Genomic DNA, 16,556 nt, shown 5'->3' on the forward strand with positions numbered 1-16,556 from the left:
CATCATGTACGCGCTTGTATCCAGGATTGGCTGGGCTTTATTGGGACTGGCCATGGCTTCCACGGTCCATGCGGCTACCACCGTCACCGGCCAGATCACCTCGACGCTGATTCTCATCAGCAGTTGTCAGGTCAACGGGGTCGGTGGCAGCACCGGTCTGAACTTCGGTGCCTTGAACTTCGGTACCACCAACTCCCTGTTCACCACCGCCACCGGCCAGGTACTGAGCGGCGGTGGCGGGGCGCTGTCGATTCTCTGCTCCAGCGGTACCACGCCAACACTGACCATCCAGGGGGGCAGCAACGACGGCAAATCCACCGGTGGCTCCCGTGCCCTTTACGACGGTGTGGCCAACTACGTGCCTTATGACCTGTACACCGACTCGGGGCATTCGCAGCTCGTGGCGATCAACGGGGTGATCAACCTGGCGCCGAGTACCGGGGTCGCACAGACCGTGAACATCTACGGCCAGGCGGTGGGCAAGGCCGGGCTGCCGGCCGGCACCTACAGCGACACGGTGTCGGTGCAACTGACCTTCTGATGTTGATAACCGTGGATGGGGCACTCACACCTGTCGGGACAGCTTGACCTTCACGCTTAACGGGCGGCATGCCAGGGGGGGCGCATCATGCAAGCATTTGTATTCAAACTGGGTCTGACACTGCTGGGGTTGGCCATGGTCAACCAGGCCAATGCGGTCACCACGGTGACCGGCCAGATCAGCGCTTCGCTGATTCTCACCAGCAGTTGCCAGGTCAACGGCGTCGGCGGCAGCACGGGCTTGAACTTCGGAGCCCTGAATTTTGGTACCACCAACAGCCTGTTCACGGAAATGGACGCCCAGGTACTGCAGGGAGGGGGAGGGACCTTGTCGATTCTCTGTTCCAGCGGTACCTCGCCGATCTTGAAAATCGCCTCTGGCAGCAATGATGGCAAGTCTACCGGTGGCGGTCGTGCCCTGTATGACGGGGTTGCCAACTACGTGCCCTACGATTTCTACACCGATTCGGCTCACACCCAGCTTCTGGCGATCAACGGGGTCATCAACCTGGCACTCAGCACCGGGGTTGCACAAAGCGTGAACCTTTATGGCAAGGCGGTGGGCAAAGCGGGGCTGCCGGCTGGCACCTATACCGATACGGTGTCGGTGCAACTGACGTTTTGATGACATGGCCAGCCAAGGAGGGCGGCTGCTGGCGCTGATTTGCGCGGGTGTCTGGTCGGCGTCGGTGTTGGCGGCCACCAGCCAGAGCTTCCAGGTCAGCGCCACCATCACTGCCGGTTGCCTGGTGGTAGGAGGGGTCAGCAACTACGGCAGCCTGGCGTTCGGCAGCCAGTCGGCGTTGTCCACCAGTACCGTGAAGGTAGCGCTGAGCGGAGGCGTGCAGTTGCAGTGCACGCCGGGGGTGACTCTGAACATGACGGTCGATGGCGGCCAGTACAACAGCAGTGGGCGGCACATGCAGCTCAATAGCGGCAGTGCCCGGGTGGCTTATCAACTTTATAGCGATGCCGCCTACAGTCAGAGCCTGGGCATCAGCCAGAGCGTCGCCGTGGCCTACAGCGATGCCAATAACATCAGCCTGCCGATCTATGGACAGGTGCAGTTGCCGGGCAATCAGCCTGGGGGGACATACAGCGATGTGCTGCAGGTGCAGCTCTCGTGGTGATGGGGCAAGTCAATTACCAGCCGACAGGCAGACAAGGAGTAGTTGTATGCATTTACCTTTGCGGGGCCTGTGGAAGACGGGTCATCGAGTACTGACTGCATTCTTGCTGGGGGTGTCCACGGCCCAGGCCGCCAGTTCGGTGCTGATCTGGCCGATCGACCCGGTACTGGAGGCGGATCAACAGGCCAGTGCCCTGTGGCTGGAAAATCGCGGCAGCGAAACCGCCAACCTGCAGATCCGCGTGTTTGCCTGGAGCCAGAGCGATTTTGCCGATCAATACCAGAACCAGCGCGACGTTATCGGCAGCCCGCCGGTGGCGAAGATCGAGCCCGGTCAGAAGCAACTGGTGCGCCTGACCCGGACGCGGGATATACCGCCGGGCCAGGAACTGGCCTACCGGATCATCATCGACGAGATTCCCTCGGCCAAACCCATCACCCCGGAAGAAGGAGCCAAGAGTGCCGCGGCCATTCGCTTCCAGATGCGTTATTCGGTGCCGTTGTTCGCCTATGGCGCAGGGCTCTGGAGCAAGCCAGACACCACTCGCCAGCGCGATCCCAAGAGTGCCGGGGTCCCAGACCTGAGCTGGCGCAAGGTGGCGGTGGACGGGAAGCCATTCTTCGAGTTGCGCAACCAGGGGGCGGTGCATGCGCGGCTGACCGATGTCGCACTCAAGCAGGGTGGGCAGACCCGGCCGCTGGCGCCAGGCTTGCTGGGGTATGTGTTGCCCGGAGCGGTGATGCGCTGGCCGGCGCCTGAAGCCCTGGCGGCTGAGTCGACTCTGCAATTGCGGGTCAATGGGGCGCCGCAGGTGCAGAGCCTGGCGCCTGCGCATTGATCTACAGGTGGGTTTTCGCGCGGTGCGGCACAGGCCGCAGGGCGGCTGTCGAGGTGGGATGCGCACGGATGTGAGCGGGGTGGCGTATTCGCCTTGGGATGGAGATGTCCATAGATGGACTGGAACCCGCAATGAGCCAGGATCCGGCTCGTCGTTTTCGGTGCTGGTACTGGGTATTGAGCGGCCTATGCGGCCTGCTGCTGTCCTGTCCCTCCCAGGCTGGCGAGCTGCCGCCGCCGCCCGCGAACCTGGAGTCGATGGCCGATGCACAGTTGTTTCTGGAGCTGGTGATCAATCAGATGGACACAGGGCGGGTGGTGGCGGTGGAGCAACGGGCCGGCCGGCTGTTCATGTCGTCACAAAGCCTGCGGGAAGTCGGTATCAAGTTGCCGGAAGGGTTGGGCAACGAGGTTGACCTGGAGAGCCTGCAGGGCCTGCACAGCGATTACGACAGCCAAGGCCAGCGGCTGCTTCTGCAAGTACCGCCGGACTGGTTGCCGGAGCAGTTCATTGGCAGTCGCGAAGCCTATCCACGCACCCTGTCGCTGAGCAGTTTTGGCGCACTGCTCAACTACGACCTGTACCTCAATGACACCGATGACGGTGGCACCTACCTGGCGGCGTGGAACGAGGTGCGACTGTTCGACACCTGGGGCACCTTGTCCAATACGGGGCAGTACCGGCGGACCTTGTCTGGGGTTGAAAGCGCCTCGCTGAACAACGGTTATCGACGCTACGACACCACCTGGCGCTTTTCCGACGACGAGCGTCTGCTGACCTACGAGGCCGGCGATGTGATCAGTGGCGCCTTGCCCTGGAGCAACTCGGTGCGCCTGGGAGGGGTGCAACTGTCCCGGGATTTTAGCGTGCGCCCTGACCTGGTGACTTACCCGTTGCCGCAGTTCGCTGGCGAAGCGGCGGTGCCGTCTTCAGTGGACTTGTTCATCAACGGCTACAAATCCAGCAGCGCCGAGCTGCAGCCTGGCCCCTACACACTGACCAACATTCCCTTTATCAACGGTGCCGGGGAGGCCGTGGTGGTGACCACCGACGCCCTTGGCCGACAGGTCTCGACCACGGTGCCGTTCTACGTCACCAGTACGCTGTTGCAGAAGGGATTGACGGATTTTTCGGTGGCGGCGGGCACCTTGCGCCGGGACTACACGCTGCGGGATTTTGGCTATGGCCCGGGAGTCACTTCCGGCAGCCTGCGCTATGGCCTGAGCGACAGCCTGACCCTGGAAGGTCACGGCGAGGCTTCGGACTCCCTGACCCTGGGCGGGGTCGGCGGCAACCTGCGGCTGGGCCAGTTTGGTGTGCTCAATACGGCCATCAGCCAGAGCCGCTTCGACGGCAATGGTGGCCAGCAGGTGAGCTTCGGCTACCAGTACAGCAGCCAGCGCTACAGCGTTGCCTACCAGCGTGTGCAGCGCCGCGATCAGTATGCCGACCTGACGGTGGTCGACAGTCCTTACACCAGCCTCAGCCAACGCAGCGAGCAAGTGACCCTGAGCCTCAACCTGGAGCGCTATGGCAGCCTGGGGGCCGGTTATTTCGATGTGCGCGCCGCCGACTCGACCCGTACCCGGTTGTTGAACCTGACCTGGAGCAAGCCGCTGTGGCGCAGCAGCAGCTTCTACCTGTCGGCCAACCGGGAAATCGGCGATAGCCAGTGGGCCCTGCAAGCGCAGCTGGTGATCCCCTTCGATCTGTACGGCAGCCTGAGCCTGAGCAACGAACGCAGCAAGACCGGGGAAAACCGCCAGCGGGTCAATTTCAGTCGCTCGGTACCCCTTGAAGGTGGGGTCGGCTACAACCTCGGTTATGCCACCGGCAATGGCGCGGACTATCGCCAGGCCGATGCGACCTGGCGTTTGCAGTCGGTGCGCCTGCAAGCAGGGGTCTATGGCACCAGCGATGCTGAGACGCGCTGGGCTGATGCCAGCGGCTCGCTGGTGTGGATGGACCATCAGGTATTCGCCGCCAACCGCATCGACGATGCCTTCGTGGTGGTCAGCACGAATGGCTACAAGGACATTCCGGTGCGCTATGAAAACCAGCTGGTGGGCCAGACCGACCAGAACGGTCACTTGCTGGTGCCCTGGAGCAGCGCCTATTACCGGGGCAAATACGAGATCGATCCACTGAACCTGCCGGCGAACGTGCAGAGCCCGAATGTCGAGCAGCGGGTCGCGGTACGTCGCGGCAGCGGCTACCTGCTGGAGTTTCCCCTGTCGCGGATCATTGCCGCCAGCGTGGTCCTGGTGGACGCCCAGCAACGCGAGCTGCCCCTGGGCAGCACCGTGACCCACCAGCAGAGCGGGACACGTGCGGTGGTCGGTTGGGATGGCCTGGTCTATCTGGAAAACCTGTCGGCGCATAACACCCTGGAGGTCAGCCTGGCGGATGGCAAGGATTGCCAGGCGCAGTTCGACATGGATCTGCAACAGCAGCAGGTGCCACTGATTGGCCCGCTGGTCTGTCAGTAGTCGCGGTATCACGAGGCAAAGGAGTGCAAGACGTGGGCAGGCTCATGGGATGGCGACAAGCAATACTGGGGTTGTTGGCGAGCGTGCTGTCGATACCGGCCCAGGCTGGATGCAGCACGGTCAGCACCGCGCCGGCGGGGTTTGGCACGGTCAGTTCGATCCTGGTGCGCACCACCTCGCAATCGGCGTCCACCACCAACGCCGGGTTGAGTTGCACCGGTTCGCTGCTGAGCGTATTGGCCAGCAACGACCACTTCTATGCCACCATCACCTCCAGCACCAGCGGCATGGTCGGGCCTACGGGGGACGTCATCAGCTACACCCTGTATGCCAACAACAGCACCAGCTATCCCATCACCCGGGGTACGGCATTCGACTTTGCGCGCAATTCGATCATCGATGCCCTGGGCCTGTTGAACAGCCCTACCATCCCCAAGACGGTGCCGATCTACATGAGCACCCTCATCGGCAGCAATGTCGCGGCGGGGGTCTACACCGAGAACCTGAGCATCCTCTGGAGCTGGAACTATTGCGACGGGATCGGCCTCCTGGGCGCGTGCCTGGGGCGGGATATCGGCAGCGGCACCCAGAGCCTCACCGTCAATATGACGGTGTCCAACGATTGTGTGATCACGGCACCGAACATCAGCTTCGGCAGCGCCCCGGTGATCAGCGCCTTCGTCCCGGTCACCGGGCAGACCATCAACCTGGCCTGTACCAAGGGCAGTGCCTACACCGTGGGCTTGAGCGATGGCCAGCATCCGGTGAGCACGGGGGGACGCCGACAGATGATTTCCGGCAGCAATTACCTGGCCTACGACATCTTCAAGAGCGCCGGCACCACTCGCTGGGGCAGTGTCGGGACTGCCAGGCGCTCCAGTACCGATGCCGAAGTGAACCCGGGTAACGGCCTGGGCACTGGCAGCCAGATCTTCAACTACAACGCCAAGATCTACACCGACCAGAGCACGCCGCCTGCGGGTACCTATCTAGACAACGTGGTACTGGATGTCGGGTTCTGATGGCAGCAGTGGCTACAGGGGAATCCCAGCAGGGCCAACCATGGCGTAGTTGTAGCCTTGGCCGGACCAGTACTGCGTCTGCAACTCGCCGTCACGCCTGCTGCCACGGGGCAGCAAGTTGTTCTGCGGCCCCGGCGGGCGGATGTAGAAGCTGACTTTGCGTCCCTCGCGGTCCTCGTACAGGACCATCGCCGCGGGCCCTTGTTCGGTGCTCAGCAGCCGTCCGCTGACGGCTTTGAAGCCAGCGCTCTGCAAGTCCGGTAGTGGGCTGGCCTGGGTGAAGTAACGATCCAGCCAGGCCTGCATGGGCGCGTTGTCCTGCACCTTGAAATCCGCCGGGAGGATGCCTTGCTGGGCGAACAGGCGATAGGCCTGCAGTGCGTCTGTCATCGGCGGCATGCTGTTGCCGACCAGCGTCAGTTCTCGAGCCTGCCAGCCGCTCAGGCCGCCCACGCCGAGCGCTGCGATCAATGCCGCGGCACTGGCCAGGCGGCGCAAGGCCCGTTGTTGGTGGCGTACACGGAGCAACCCAGGGTCCAGCGCCGGGTTGGCCGGCTGCAGCAAGGCACCGCCCAGGGCCGCTCGCAGTTGCTGGGCATCCTGCTGCCAGGCCTGGACCTTGGCGGCTACTTCCGGGTGGTTGGCCAGGTAACTGTGTAGCACCCGGCGGTCCGCCTCGCTGAGCTGGTGGTCGACGTAGGCGTGCAGGTCGCTGTCGCTGGGGGGCAGGCTGATCATTTGAGTATCCGTAAAGAGGGGCTGTTGATTTCGCCTTCGCTGAGTTGCCGCAATGCTTGGCGGGCCCGGGATAGACGGGACATCACGGTGCCGGTGGGCACCTGGAGAATCTCTGCGACCTCCTTGTAGCTCAGGCCTTCCACCGAGATCCAGAGCAACAGGGCGCGCTGTTCGGTACTCAGGCGGCCAAAGGCTTCCAGGGTCGATTGGGCAACCACGGTGCGCTCCACTGACGGCTGTGAGTCGTCGCGTCCAGAGAAGAACTCCAGCATGCGCGCATAGCGCCGGGCACGCCGATGGGCGTCGAGAAACTGCCGGTAGAGGATGGAAAACAGCCAGGCGCGCAGATCGCCTTCGGGGCGTTTGTGGCGCCAACTCGACAGGGCGCGTTCCAGGCAGGACTGCACCAGATCGTCGGCGCTGCTGGGCTGGCGCGTCAGGGATAAGGCAAAGCGCCTGAGTCGGGGGATCAGCAGGCGTAGCTGTTCATCGCAATCGTTCATGAGGTCCTGCAGGTGCTGGGCCGGTTATCAGGTTCTGTAGGCAAACTTGCCGAGCGAAGACCGGACAGTTTTCATCCAGAGCCTGGGCTTTGGACTAGGAAGACGCGCGCCATGGCAGGTTATTCCAGCGCCATGAAAATAAATCCAGGGCCGTGGAATAACCTTCGATGGGCTGCGTCTGACAGGTCCTTGCCCTTGTGGCTTCGCGTACTGGAGATTGTCATGGTTGCCCCTTTATCGCCGCCCGAGCGCCCACCCTTGAGCGCCGCCAGCCTGACCTTGCGCTTGGCGGCGATCGTCCTGGTCGTCGCAGCCGCAGCCGCAGCGCTGGCCTATGTGCGCGGCAGTTTCGATCCTCAGCGCCTGACCCCGAGCGCCTTGGTGGATGTGCTGGAAACCAACAACGGGGTACACCCTGGGTTTCGCCGCAATCACGCCAAGGGGGTGTGCGTCATCGGCTACTTCCAGAGCAGCGGCGAAGCCCGTGCCTATTCCTCGGCACAGGTGTTCAGTGAGGCGCGTACACCGGTAGTGGGGCGTTTTGCCCTGCCCAGCGGCAATCCCTATGCGCCCGACAGCAGTGTGCCGATCCGCAGCCTGGCGTTGCGCTTTCTCCAGGCCAACGGTCAGCAGTGGCGTACCGGGATGAACAGCATGCCGGTATTTCCGGTGGGCAGCCCCGAGGCCTTCTATCAACTGCAGCAAGCCAGCTCCCCTGATCCGGCCACGGGTAAACCGGACCCGAGCAAGGTACCGGCGTTCTTTGCCGCTCATCCCGAGGCGACGCCATTCCTGCAATGGGTCAAGAGCGCGAAGCCTTCGGCCAGCTACGCCAGCGAAAGTTACAACGGGATCAATGCGTTCTATCTGGTCAATGCCAGCGGTCAGCATCAGGCGGTGCGTTGGGGCGTAGTTCCCGAAGCACGGGATGCCGAGGCTGTTGACGGTGCCGCGCTGGGCGCCGATTACCTGGAGCAGGATCTGCTTCGACGCCTGGCGGCCGGTCCTTTGCGTTGGCGCTTGCAGATCACCCTGGCAGCGCCAGGGGACCCGACCAACGATGCAAGCAAGGCCTGGCCGGCGGATCGCCCAGTGATCAACGCCGGGACCCTGGTCCTGCAAAGCCGCCAGGCACAGGACAGCGGCGAGTGCCGGGACATCAACTACGACCCCTTGATCCTGCCCAGTGGTATCCAGGCTTCTGATGATCCGCTGTTGGCGGCGCGATCTGCTGCCTACGCCAGTTCCTACCTGCGTCGCACCAGCGAAGTCAGCCAATTGCCCAGCGCTCAGGAGCCTCACCCATGAATACCCCGACTGAACATTTCGCCCCCCTAGCGCGGCTGCTGCATTGGCTGATGGCGCTGATGATCATTGCCATGCTGTTTATCGGTGCCGGGATGGTGGCTTCGGTGTCCGAGCGCCATGAGTGGCTGATCCACCTGCACAAACCCCTGGGCATTGCCATTCTGTTGTTGGTGGTGATACGCCTGTTGGTGCGCTTTTCCACCCGGCAACCGCCGTTGCCGGCGAATTTGCCGGGCTGGCAGGTGCTGGCCGCCAAGGCTTCCCATGTCTTGTTGTACGCCTTGATGCTGAGCCTGCCGCTGCTGGGTTGGGCGATGATTTCGGCGGCCGGTGATCCGGTGATGCTCGGCAGTTCGTTGCAACTGCCATCGATCCTGCCAGCCAATGCCCAGGTGTTCGCAGTCTTGCGCAAGGCTCATGGTTACCTGGCGTATCTATTGTTCCTGACGGTATTGCTGCACTTGGCGGCCGCGCTGTTCCATGCCTGGATCCGCCGCGATGGCGTATTGCAGAGCATGTTGCGGGGCCGGGACTGAAGCCCTCTTGTGCGAGTGTGTGGTTACTCCTCCACTCAAGCTGTACAGCCGAGGTCGGCCGGGGTTTTTCCGGGATTCAAACTCCACCACCAGTAAACCAGCGCCACTGTGTTGATGCCTGCGCCCAGCAGGCATACGCCGGTCCAGCCGGCCCAGGCATAAAGGGCCGTGGCGGCAATCGAGCCGCTGGCGCTGCCCAAGGAATAGAACAGCATGTACCCGGCAGCCAGCCGGCTCTGGGCCTCCGGGCGAGTGCCATAGATCAGGCTCTGGCTGGTGACATGCACCGCCTGCAGGCCCAGGTCGAAGCTGATCACGCCGATCAACAATGCCCACAGAGAGGACTGGGTAAAGGCGATAGGCAGCCAGGAAACCAGCATCAACGCCAGGGCCAGGCCGCTGGTCCACTGTGCCAGGCCGCGATCCGCCAGATGCCCGGCCCGCGCCGCGCCTAGAGCGCCGGCCGCACCGGCGAGGCCGAACAGGCCGATCTCGGTGTGAGACAACGACAGTGGCGGGGCGCTCAGGGGTAAAACCAGAGGTGTCCACAGCACGGTGCCGGCGGCAAAGATCAGCATCGCCAGCACCGCGCGGTCTCGCAGAGCCTTCTCTTCCTTGAACAGCACTAGCAGCGAACCGAGCAGTTGCCCGTAGCGCTGCGTCGCCGCTGGCTGTTCGACTGCGGGGAGCACTTTCCACAAGGCCAGGGCCACCAACAGGGTCAAGCCGGCGGACAGCAGATAGACCGAACGCCAACCCGCCAGGTCGGCCATGGTTCCAGCCACGGTGCGGGCTAGCAGAATGCCTACCACGATGCCGCTGGTGACCATGCCCACCACCCTTCCGCGCTGGGCTGTCGGGGCCAGGTTCGCGGCGTAGGCCACCAGCACTTGGGTCACCACTGCCAGCAGGCCGGTGCAAGCCATGCCCAGCAGCAGCCAGGCGCTGCTGGGGGCCAGTGCCACGATGAGCAGGGCGAGCACTGAAAGCAGGGTCTGGATGACGATCAACCGCCGGCGGTTGAGCAGGTCCCCCAGGGGCACCAGCAACAGCAGGCCCAGGCCGTAACCCACCTGGGTCAGGGTGATGACGATACCGACGGTGGCGGGTGACAGGTCAAAGGCCTGTGCCATGGCGTCGAGCAGTGGCTGGGCATAGTAGACATTGCCCACCGCCAGACCGCAGGCGATGGCAAACAGCAGCACCACCTTTGTCGAGAGAGTGGCAGAGGCGGGGGCTAAGGGATCACATGACATGCTGGGCTCCGATTCTAGTTTCTTAATGAAACTAGTTGTACGGTAGTGATCGAGGTTTTATATTGCAACCACTTTTCAGCGACCTGATCGGAGAATGCCCTGCATGGTCAAACGCACTCGTATGCAAGATGCCGAATGCCCAGTTGCCCGCTCACTGGACGCGATTGGTGACTGGTGGTCGTTGCTGATCGTGCGTGATGCCTTTGATGGCATTCGCCGTTTTGGCGAATTCCAGCGCAACCTTGGCATGGCCAAGAACATCCTCGCTGCGCGCCTGCGGACCTTGGTGGAGCATGGTGTGTTCGAGGTGCTGCCGGCCTCCGATGGCAGCGCCTATCAGGAGTACGTGCTGACGCCAAAGGGCAAGGGACTGTTTGCGTTGATCATCGGCTTGCGCCAATGGGGCGAGGCATTTTTCTACGAAGAGGGCGAGGCGCATTCGCGGCTGGTCGACCGGGAAACCGGGCAACCGTTGCGGGCGCTGGAGCTGCGTGCTGCGGATGGGCGCCTGTTGGGGCCGGATGATTGTCTGCGGGTGCCGGCTGAATGAGGTGACTGCGGGACCGGCTCCCGCAGTCGTTGCTGGCGATCAGCGCAGGCTGTCCACCAGGTCGGCACAGGTGCTCAACACATCCTTGCCCAGTTGCATGGAGCGTTTGCCGGACCAACCGGTAATCGGGTTGGGTGCATCGTCGTGGTCCTTGAAGGGCATTTCCAGGGTCAGCGCCAGGCAATCGTACTTTTCCCCGACGGCGTTGCAGGCCAAGGCCATGTTGGCCTGCCCGGGGTTGTCACGGGCGTAGCCGTGGGTGGTCTGGAAGTCCCGGGTCTGGCGTTTCAGGTGGCTACGCAAATGCTCCTCGAGTTTTGCCAGGCGTGGTGTGTAGCCCGGGTTGCCTTCGCAACCGGCGGTAAACACGTGAGGAATCTCTTCATCGCCATGCACGTCGAGAAACATGTCTACACCGTATTTCTCCATTTGCTGCTGGACGAACAGTACTTCCGGGCTGAGTTCCTGGCTGGCGTTCTGCCAGGCGCGGTTCAGGTCCTGGCCCTTGGCGTTGGTGCGCAGATGACCATGAAAAGCGCCGTCCGGGTTCATGTTCGGCACCAGGTACAGATCGGCCTTGGCCAGGAGCGAATTGAGCTCCGGATCGTCGCGATGCTGCAGGCGCTCGATCACGCCCTCCATGAACCACTCGGCCATATGCTCGCCGGGGTGTTGCTGGGCGATGATCCAGATCTTGTGCTGGCCTTCGCCGCCACTGCCTTTGCGCAGTAATTGGATATCCCTGCCTTCGACGCTTTTGCCGACTGCCAGCAACTCGGTTCCGGCCTTGGTCAGGGCCTGGTCGATCAGCCAGTCGTGGCGACCGCGACTGTAGGGTTCGAAGTAGGCGAACCAGGCATGGGTCTGAGTGGCTTCGAGGTTGAAGCGCAGGGCATCGCCTTCGAAGATCGTCGGCACGCGGAACCAGTTCACATGGTCATAGGAGGCGACGGCCTGGTAACCGGTCCAGGCCTGGTTGTAGGAGGACTGGCTGGCATTGGTCAGGCGGAACCAGTGTTCCTGGCCGACATGCAGGCCGCTGACCTTGAAGTGGAACCACTGGAAGTGCGGACTTTGGGTGTCCGGACGGATGGCCAGCAGTACCTGCAACGGATTGCTGATGTCCAACACATCGATATTGCCACTGTCGAAGTCGGCGGAGATTTGAAACGAGGAGTGATTGCCCACGGTCATAATCGATTCCTGAACAGGATTGTTATGACCGCTACTCTACACACAAGGGGGGGTAAAAGAAGGGGGGGCGTCGTCCTTGACGCGGACGAAGCTTAGTGGTTATGCGATTGATTCTCAAGCGCTACTTTTGATTATTGAAGCTTTTACGACAGACGCTTACTTGCAAAATGACATTCTTTTGCTATTATCGCCGCCATTATTTTTAGCATCACCCACGTCTTCATTAGCCTGAAGCCAAGCCAGAAAAACTGGCAAAAAAAAGACCCGGCAAAAAGCCGGGTCAAAAACCGTGATTAGCCTGATGAGGAGATAATCCAAAGGTCCGACCTAAGGTCCTTTGGGCTATCGACTGATCTCGCGACCAGCTGCATGCAATAATAATCATTATCATTTGCAAGTCAAACGTTTTTCCCCGCCTTCTGGAAAATAATTCTCCATTTCCGATCTTCCACGCTGTTGCTCCCTTGCCGAGCGGGCACCATGTGCCTCAGCTGGATTCCTGACGCTGACTTTCCAGGGACTTGTCCACCAGGGCTTTGGCCAGGTCGATCATGTGCACCACTGAAAACGCCAGGTCGCGATTAGCCCCGCGCAGATTGTTCGCCGCGTCATAGGCAGTAGCTGCAGCGCAGCGCAACAAGTCGGATGCATGGATCATGGCTTCCTCGCTGCTGAGACTGTGTCTGATCTCGAAGAACTTCTCTTCCTTGTCCGATCCGCTAATCGTGGGTTTCAAGTAGTAGTCCATTGCGCGTCGCGCGGCATGGTTGCCTTTGAGCGAGCTGAATGTGGCCTCTGTATCGAGTTCCGGCACGTCCTTGCTGCTTGTGTTCATGAGGTGTTCTGCCCTGTTTAAGAATAGGAAAAGGGGTAGGAACAATGCTAATACGTATTGTAGTTGTTACGAGATTTCAAATAATACAAGTTGTGTGTTGAGGCATGAAATACACAACGTATTGTTCGGTCCATGGATAAATGGATCGAGTTGGTCAAAGCCAACATGAAAGGCCGCAAGGTCACACAGGAAAAGCTCGCCGAGCGTCTGGGCATGTCTCAGGGTGGTATTGGTCATTGGTTGAGCAAGCGTCGTCAACCCAAGATCGAAGACATGAACCGGGTGCTGGAAGAGATCGGCATGGGCTTTCTTGAAGTTGCCCTGGTGGTCCGCGAGAAACCCATGTTGGGTGACGATGGCGAGCCCTTGGCAGATGAACCTGCACTGTTGCACAAGTACAACCCGTACTTCCGTTACCCGGTGAGCGATTGGCGGTTTGCTGGTGAGGTTCGCGAAGATGGGCAGCCAGTCTATGTCCCTGAGCGCTACGAACTTTCCGACTATCAGGCTCAGGGTGCGGCGTTCTGGCTGGTGGTGATCGGGGACGCAATGATTGCGCCCAGTGGGTTGAGCATCAGCCAGGACATGCTGATTCTGGTGGATCCGGCGATTGCTGCCGAACCCGGAAAGTTGGTGGTTGCACAGTGTCCCGGTAATGCTGAGGCAGTTTTCCGCAAGTTGGTACAAGAGGGCAGTCAGCGTTATCTGGCACCTCTCAATCCCACTTACCCGAAGATGCTTTACAGCGACGAGTGCCGAATTATTGGTGTAGTCGTACAAGCTACTGCGAAGTTTTAACTTCCTTGAAAGCCCCTTCCTACCAGTAGTAAGGGGCTTTCTTATTGATGGGCTTATTCCAACTCCACCAATGCACTGCCTTCACTGACCATCTCGCCTTCCTGGCAATACAGCGCCTTGATGACTCCTGCTTGAGGGGCGCGAATGCTGTGCTCCATCTTCATGGCTTCCAGCACCACCAGTTGCGCACCGGCCTCGACGCTTTGCCCGATGCTGACCAGTACCCGGACGATGCTGCCGTTCATGGGCGCAGTGAGCCCGCCTTGTTGATTGTGACTGGCATCGGCTGCGGCAATCGGGTCGTACGCGGTGATGCTGTGCATGTCTCCCTGCCAGCGCAGGTACAGGGCATTGCCGCGCCGGATCGCCTGATGCTCACGGCGCAGTCCCTGCTGCTCTACCCATAGACGTTCACCTTGCAGTTGCCAGGCTGAAGACGCTGTACCTAGGCTGACGACCCGGTCCTGTCCGGCACAGCTCAGATGCAGGCTGGTCTGGGCCGGCAAACCGCTGCGCCAGCCATTGACCGCGGACCAGGGTGACTGCAGATCATCGTTACGTACCCGCTCGGGCTGACTTTGCGCAAAGGCCTGTGCGGCCGCCTGCCAGAAGTCAGAGTCGAGTTCGCTGGCGGCTGGCAGTAATTGCTCCTGGTAACGGGGGATAAAGCCGGTATCCAGTTGCGCGTCGGCGAATGCCGGATGGGCAATGATGCGCCGCAGGAATGCCAGGTTAGTTTTCAGGCCGCCAATGGCGAACTCATCGAGCATGCTCAGCAGGCGCAGGCGTGCCTGTTCGCGGTTTTCGCCCCAGGCGATCAGCTTGCCCAGCATTGGGTCGTAGAAGGGCGATACGCTGTCGCCTTCCTCGACCCCGCTGTCCACCCGCCGGCCTGGGCCGGCAGCAGATTCGCGATACAACTCCAGGCGCCCGGTTGCCGGAAGAAAATCATTGCCCGGATCTTCAGCGTACAAGCGCACTTCAATGGCATGCCCCAGCAGCGGCACCTGTGCCTGGCTGATGGGCAGAGCTTCGCCCTGGGCTACACGGATTTGCCAGGCCACCAGGTCCAGGCCGGTAATGGCTTCGGTGACCGGGTGTTCCACTTGTAGTCGGGTGTTCATTTCCATGAAGAAGAATTCGCCGCGGGCGTCGAGGAGAAACTCCACGGTGCCGGCACCCACATAGCCGATGGCCTGGGCCGCACGTACAGCGGCTTCGCCCATGGCCTGGCGCAACTCAGGGCTGAGGCCCGGGGCGGGGGCTTCTTCGACGACCTTCTGGTGGCGGCGCTGGATCGAGCAATCACGCTCGTTGAGGTACAGGCAGTTGCCGTGTTGGTCGGCGAATACCTGGATCTCAACATGACGAGGCTTGAGCAGGTATTTTTCCACCAGCATCTGCGAGTCGCCAAAGGACGACAGGGCTTCGCGCTGGGCAGAGGCCAGGGCTTCGGCCAATTGGCTGACGTCCTCGACGACTTTCATGCCCTTGCCGCCGCCACCGGCGGTGGCCTTGAGCAGTACCGGGTAGCCGATGCGTTCGGCAGCGCGGCGGAAAGTATCCAGATCCTGGGCTGCACCGTGATAACCCGGCACCAGGGGCACGCCCGCGGCTTCCATCAGCGTCTTGGCTGCCGACTTGCTGCCCATGGCGTCGATGGCCGAAGCGGGCGGGCCGAGGAAGATCAAGCCCGCGGCTTCGATGGCCCGGGCGAAACCGGCGTTCTCCGAGAGGAAGCCGTAACCAGGATGGATGGCTTGAGCGCCACTGGCTTTGGCTGCAGCGATCAACTTGTCGATCTGCAGATAACTCTCGCTGGCCTTGCTGCCCCCCAGGTCCACGCGGATATCCGCCTCACGGCTGTGCCGGGCATCGCGGTCGGTGGCGCTGTGCACGGCCACGGTGGTCAGGCCCAGGGCCTTGGCGGTGCGCATCACGCGGCAGGCGATCTCGCCACGGTTGGCCACCAGCAGGGTGTCTAGAACAGGAGTGCTCATCAACGGGGCTCCTTGGTGGTGGTCTCGGTCTGCCAGTTGGGCGGACGTTTTTCCAGGAACGCGCGCAGGCCTTCCTGGCCCTCGGCGCTGACGCGAATGCGCGCAATGGCATTTTCACAGTAGCGGCGCAGGGCGGTGGTGATAGCACCGTTGCCCACTTCCCGTAGCAGGTCCTTGCTGGCGCGCATGGCCTGAGGGCTGTTGAGCAGCAGGTTGTCGATCCACTGGTTGACCTGTTGCTCCAGCTCCGCAGTCGGATAGCTCTCCGCCAGCAAGCCGATTTCCCGTGCGCGCTGGCCGCCAAAGCGTTCCGCGGTGAGGGCATAACGTCGGGCGGCGCGCTCGCCAATGGCCTGGACCACAAAGGGGCTGATGACCGCCGGTGCCAGGCCGATGCGCACTTCCGACAGGCAGAATTGCGCATCGTCGGTAGCAATCGCCATGTCACAGCAACTGATAAGGCCCAGGGCACCACCGTAGGCAGCACCTTGTACCACTGCCAGGGTCGGGATCTTCAGCTTGGCCAGGTTGTACATCAGCTCCGCCAGTTCCCGGGCGTCGTCGAGGTTGGTCTGGTAGTCGAGTGCGGCCGATTGCTGCATCCAGGCCAGGTCTGCGCCGGCGCTGAAATGCTTGCCGCGTCCGCGCAGCAGCAGGAAACGCAGGCTAGGGTCGCCTTGGACCTGATCCAGGGCCAGGATCAGCTCACGGATCATTTCGGCATTGAAGGCGTTGTTCTTTGCTTCACGGCTGAGCCACAGGGTGGCGAAGCCACGAGGGTCGCGCAGCAGTTCCAGGGTATTGAAGTCGCTCATGTTC

17 protein-coding genes are annotated in these 16,556 nt (G+C 61.7%); 10 read left to right on the forward strand and 7 right to left on the reverse strand.

Annotated elements, in window-relative coordinates; genetic code table 11:
- The first annotated feature begins 4 nt into the window (after window positions 1-4).
- The 6 genes from GV819_RS18010 (at window position 5) to GV819_RS18035 (ending at window position 6,019) form a co-directional block, all read left to right on the forward strand.
- Window positions 5-541 carry a Csu type fimbrial protein gene (locus GV819_RS18010; RefSeq protein ID WP_161757399.1) on the forward strand — a complete coding sequence of 179 codons (537 nt, stop codon included), beginning with the start codon at window positions 5-7 and terminating at the stop codon, window positions 539-541.
- Window positions 542-628: 87 nt separating this feature from the next.
- Window positions 629-1,165: a Csu type fimbrial protein gene (locus tag GV819_RS18015; protein WP_161757400.1), complete on the forward strand. Its 537-nt coding sequence runs from the start codon at window positions 629-631 to the stop codon at window positions 1,163-1,165.
- A 4-nt stretch (window positions 1,166-1,169) separates the two neighbouring features.
- Window positions 1,170-1,670, forward strand: coding sequence for a Csu type fimbrial protein (locus GV819_RS18020; RefSeq protein ID WP_161757401.1), 501 nt, complete (start codon window positions 1,170-1,172; stop codon window positions 1,668-1,670).
- Between the two features lie 46 nt (window positions 1,671-1,716).
- Window positions 1,717-2,508, forward strand: coding sequence for a fimbrial biogenesis chaperone (locus tag GV819_RS18025; RefSeq protein ID WP_161757402.1), 792 nt, complete (start codon window positions 1,717-1,719; stop codon window positions 2,506-2,508).
- A 131-nt stretch (window positions 2,509-2,639) separates the two neighbouring features.
- A complete protein-coding gene (locus tag GV819_RS18030) occupies window positions 2,640-4,997 on the forward strand; it encodes a fimbria/pilus outer membrane usher protein (RefSeq protein WP_161757403.1) in 2,358 nt (785 codons plus the stop codon).
- 44 nt (window positions 4,998-5,041) lie between these two features.
- Complete coding sequence (locus tag GV819_RS18035; RefSeq protein ID WP_161757404.1) at window positions 5,042-6,019, forward strand: Csu type fimbrial protein; 978 nt, start codon at window positions 5,042-5,044, stop codon at window positions 6,017-6,019.
- Window positions 6,020-6,031: 12 nt separating this feature from the next.
- Here the strand turns inward: GV819_RS18035 and GV819_RS18040 are convergent, their stop codons facing one another.
- Window positions 6,032-6,757, reverse strand: a complete 726-nt coding sequence (locus tag GV819_RS18040; RefSeq protein WP_161757405.1) for an anti-sigma factor family protein — start codon at window positions 6,755-6,757, stop codon at window positions 6,032-6,034.
- Window positions 6,754-7,260 carry an RNA polymerase sigma factor gene (locus GV819_RS18045; protein WP_161757406.1) on the reverse strand — a complete coding sequence of 169 codons (507 nt, stop codon included), beginning with the start codon at window positions 7,258-7,260 and terminating at the stop codon, window positions 6,754-6,756. The genes GV819_RS18040 and GV819_RS18045 overlap by 4 nt, the downstream gene beginning before the upstream one ends.
- Before the next feature lie 222 nt (window positions 7,261-7,482).
- Between GV819_RS18045 and GV819_RS18050 the strand changes: the two genes are divergently transcribed.
- Both GV819_RS18050 and GV819_RS18055 read left to right on the forward strand, forming a co-directional pair.
- Window positions 7,483-8,568 (forward strand): catalase family peroxidase, encoded by a 1,086-nt coding sequence (locus GV819_RS18050; protein WP_161757407.1) that lies wholly within the window; start codon window positions 7,483-7,485, stop codon window positions 8,566-8,568.
- Window positions 8,565-9,104 (forward strand): cytochrome b, encoded by a 540-nt coding sequence (locus tag GV819_RS18055; RefSeq protein WP_161757408.1) that lies wholly within the window; start codon window positions 8,565-8,567, stop codon window positions 9,102-9,104. The genes GV819_RS18050 and GV819_RS18055 overlap by 4 nt, the downstream gene beginning before the upstream one ends.
- Window positions 9,105-9,139: 35 nt before the next feature.
- On the opposite strand, the gene GV819_RS18060 is transcribed toward GV819_RS18055, so the two are convergent.
- Window positions 9,140-10,360 (reverse strand): MFS transporter, encoded by a 1,221-nt coding sequence (locus GV819_RS18060; RefSeq protein ID WP_161757409.1) that lies wholly within the window; start codon window positions 10,358-10,360, stop codon window positions 9,140-9,142.
- 103 nt (window positions 10,361-10,463) lie between these two features.
- Between GV819_RS18060 and GV819_RS18065 the strand changes: the two genes are divergently transcribed.
- Window positions 10,464-10,910 carry a winged helix-turn-helix transcriptional regulator gene (locus tag GV819_RS18065; protein ID WP_161757410.1) on the forward strand — a complete coding sequence of 149 codons (447 nt, stop codon included), beginning with the start codon at window positions 10,464-10,466 and terminating at the stop codon, window positions 10,908-10,910.
- 39 nt (window positions 10,911-10,949) lie between these two features.
- Here the strand turns inward: GV819_RS18065 and GV819_RS18070 are convergent, their stop codons facing one another.
- Together GV819_RS18070 and GV819_RS18075 are read right to left on the reverse strand one after the other, a co-directional pair.
- On the reverse strand, window positions 10,950-12,104 hold the full coding sequence (locus tag GV819_RS18070) for a M14 family metallopeptidase (RefSeq protein ID WP_161757411.1): 1,155 nt from the start codon (window positions 12,102-12,104) through the stop codon (window positions 10,950-10,952).
- A 487-nt stretch (window positions 12,105-12,591) separates the two neighbouring features.
- On the reverse strand, window positions 12,592-12,939 hold the full coding sequence (locus GV819_RS18075) for a DUF6124 family protein (protein ID WP_161757412.1): 348 nt from the start codon (window positions 12,937-12,939) through the stop codon (window positions 12,592-12,594).
- 132 nt (window positions 12,940-13,071) lie between these two features.
- Here GV819_RS18075 and GV819_RS18080 point away from each other — a divergent pair, with 132 nt between their 5' ends.
- On the forward strand, window positions 13,072-13,737 hold the full coding sequence (locus GV819_RS18080) for a LexA family protein (RefSeq protein ID WP_161757413.1): 666 nt from the start codon (window positions 13,072-13,074) through the stop codon (window positions 13,735-13,737).
- A 53-nt stretch (window positions 13,738-13,790) separates the two neighbouring features.
- Here the strand turns inward: GV819_RS18080 and GV819_RS18085 are convergent, their stop codons facing one another.
- Entirely contained in the window at window positions 13,791-15,737 is a 1,947-nt protein-coding gene (locus GV819_RS18085) for an acetyl/propionyl/methylcrotonyl-CoA carboxylase subunit alpha (protein ID WP_161757414.1), read from the reverse strand.
- Window positions 15,737-16,552 carry a gamma-carboxygeranoyl-CoA hydratase gene (locus tag GV819_RS18090; protein ID WP_161757415.1) on the reverse strand — a complete coding sequence of 272 codons (816 nt, stop codon included), beginning with the start codon at window positions 16,550-16,552 and terminating at the stop codon, window positions 15,737-15,739. Before GV819_RS18090 ends, GV819_RS18085 begins: the two co-directional genes overlap by 1 nt.
- Between the last annotated feature and the right edge of the window lie 4 nt (window positions 16,553-16,556).

This window comes from Pseudomonas sp. Fl5BN2, from assembly GCF_009908205.1.
Classification (GTDB): domain Bacteria; phylum Pseudomonadota; class Gammaproteobacteria; order Pseudomonadales; family Pseudomonadaceae; genus Aquipseudomonas.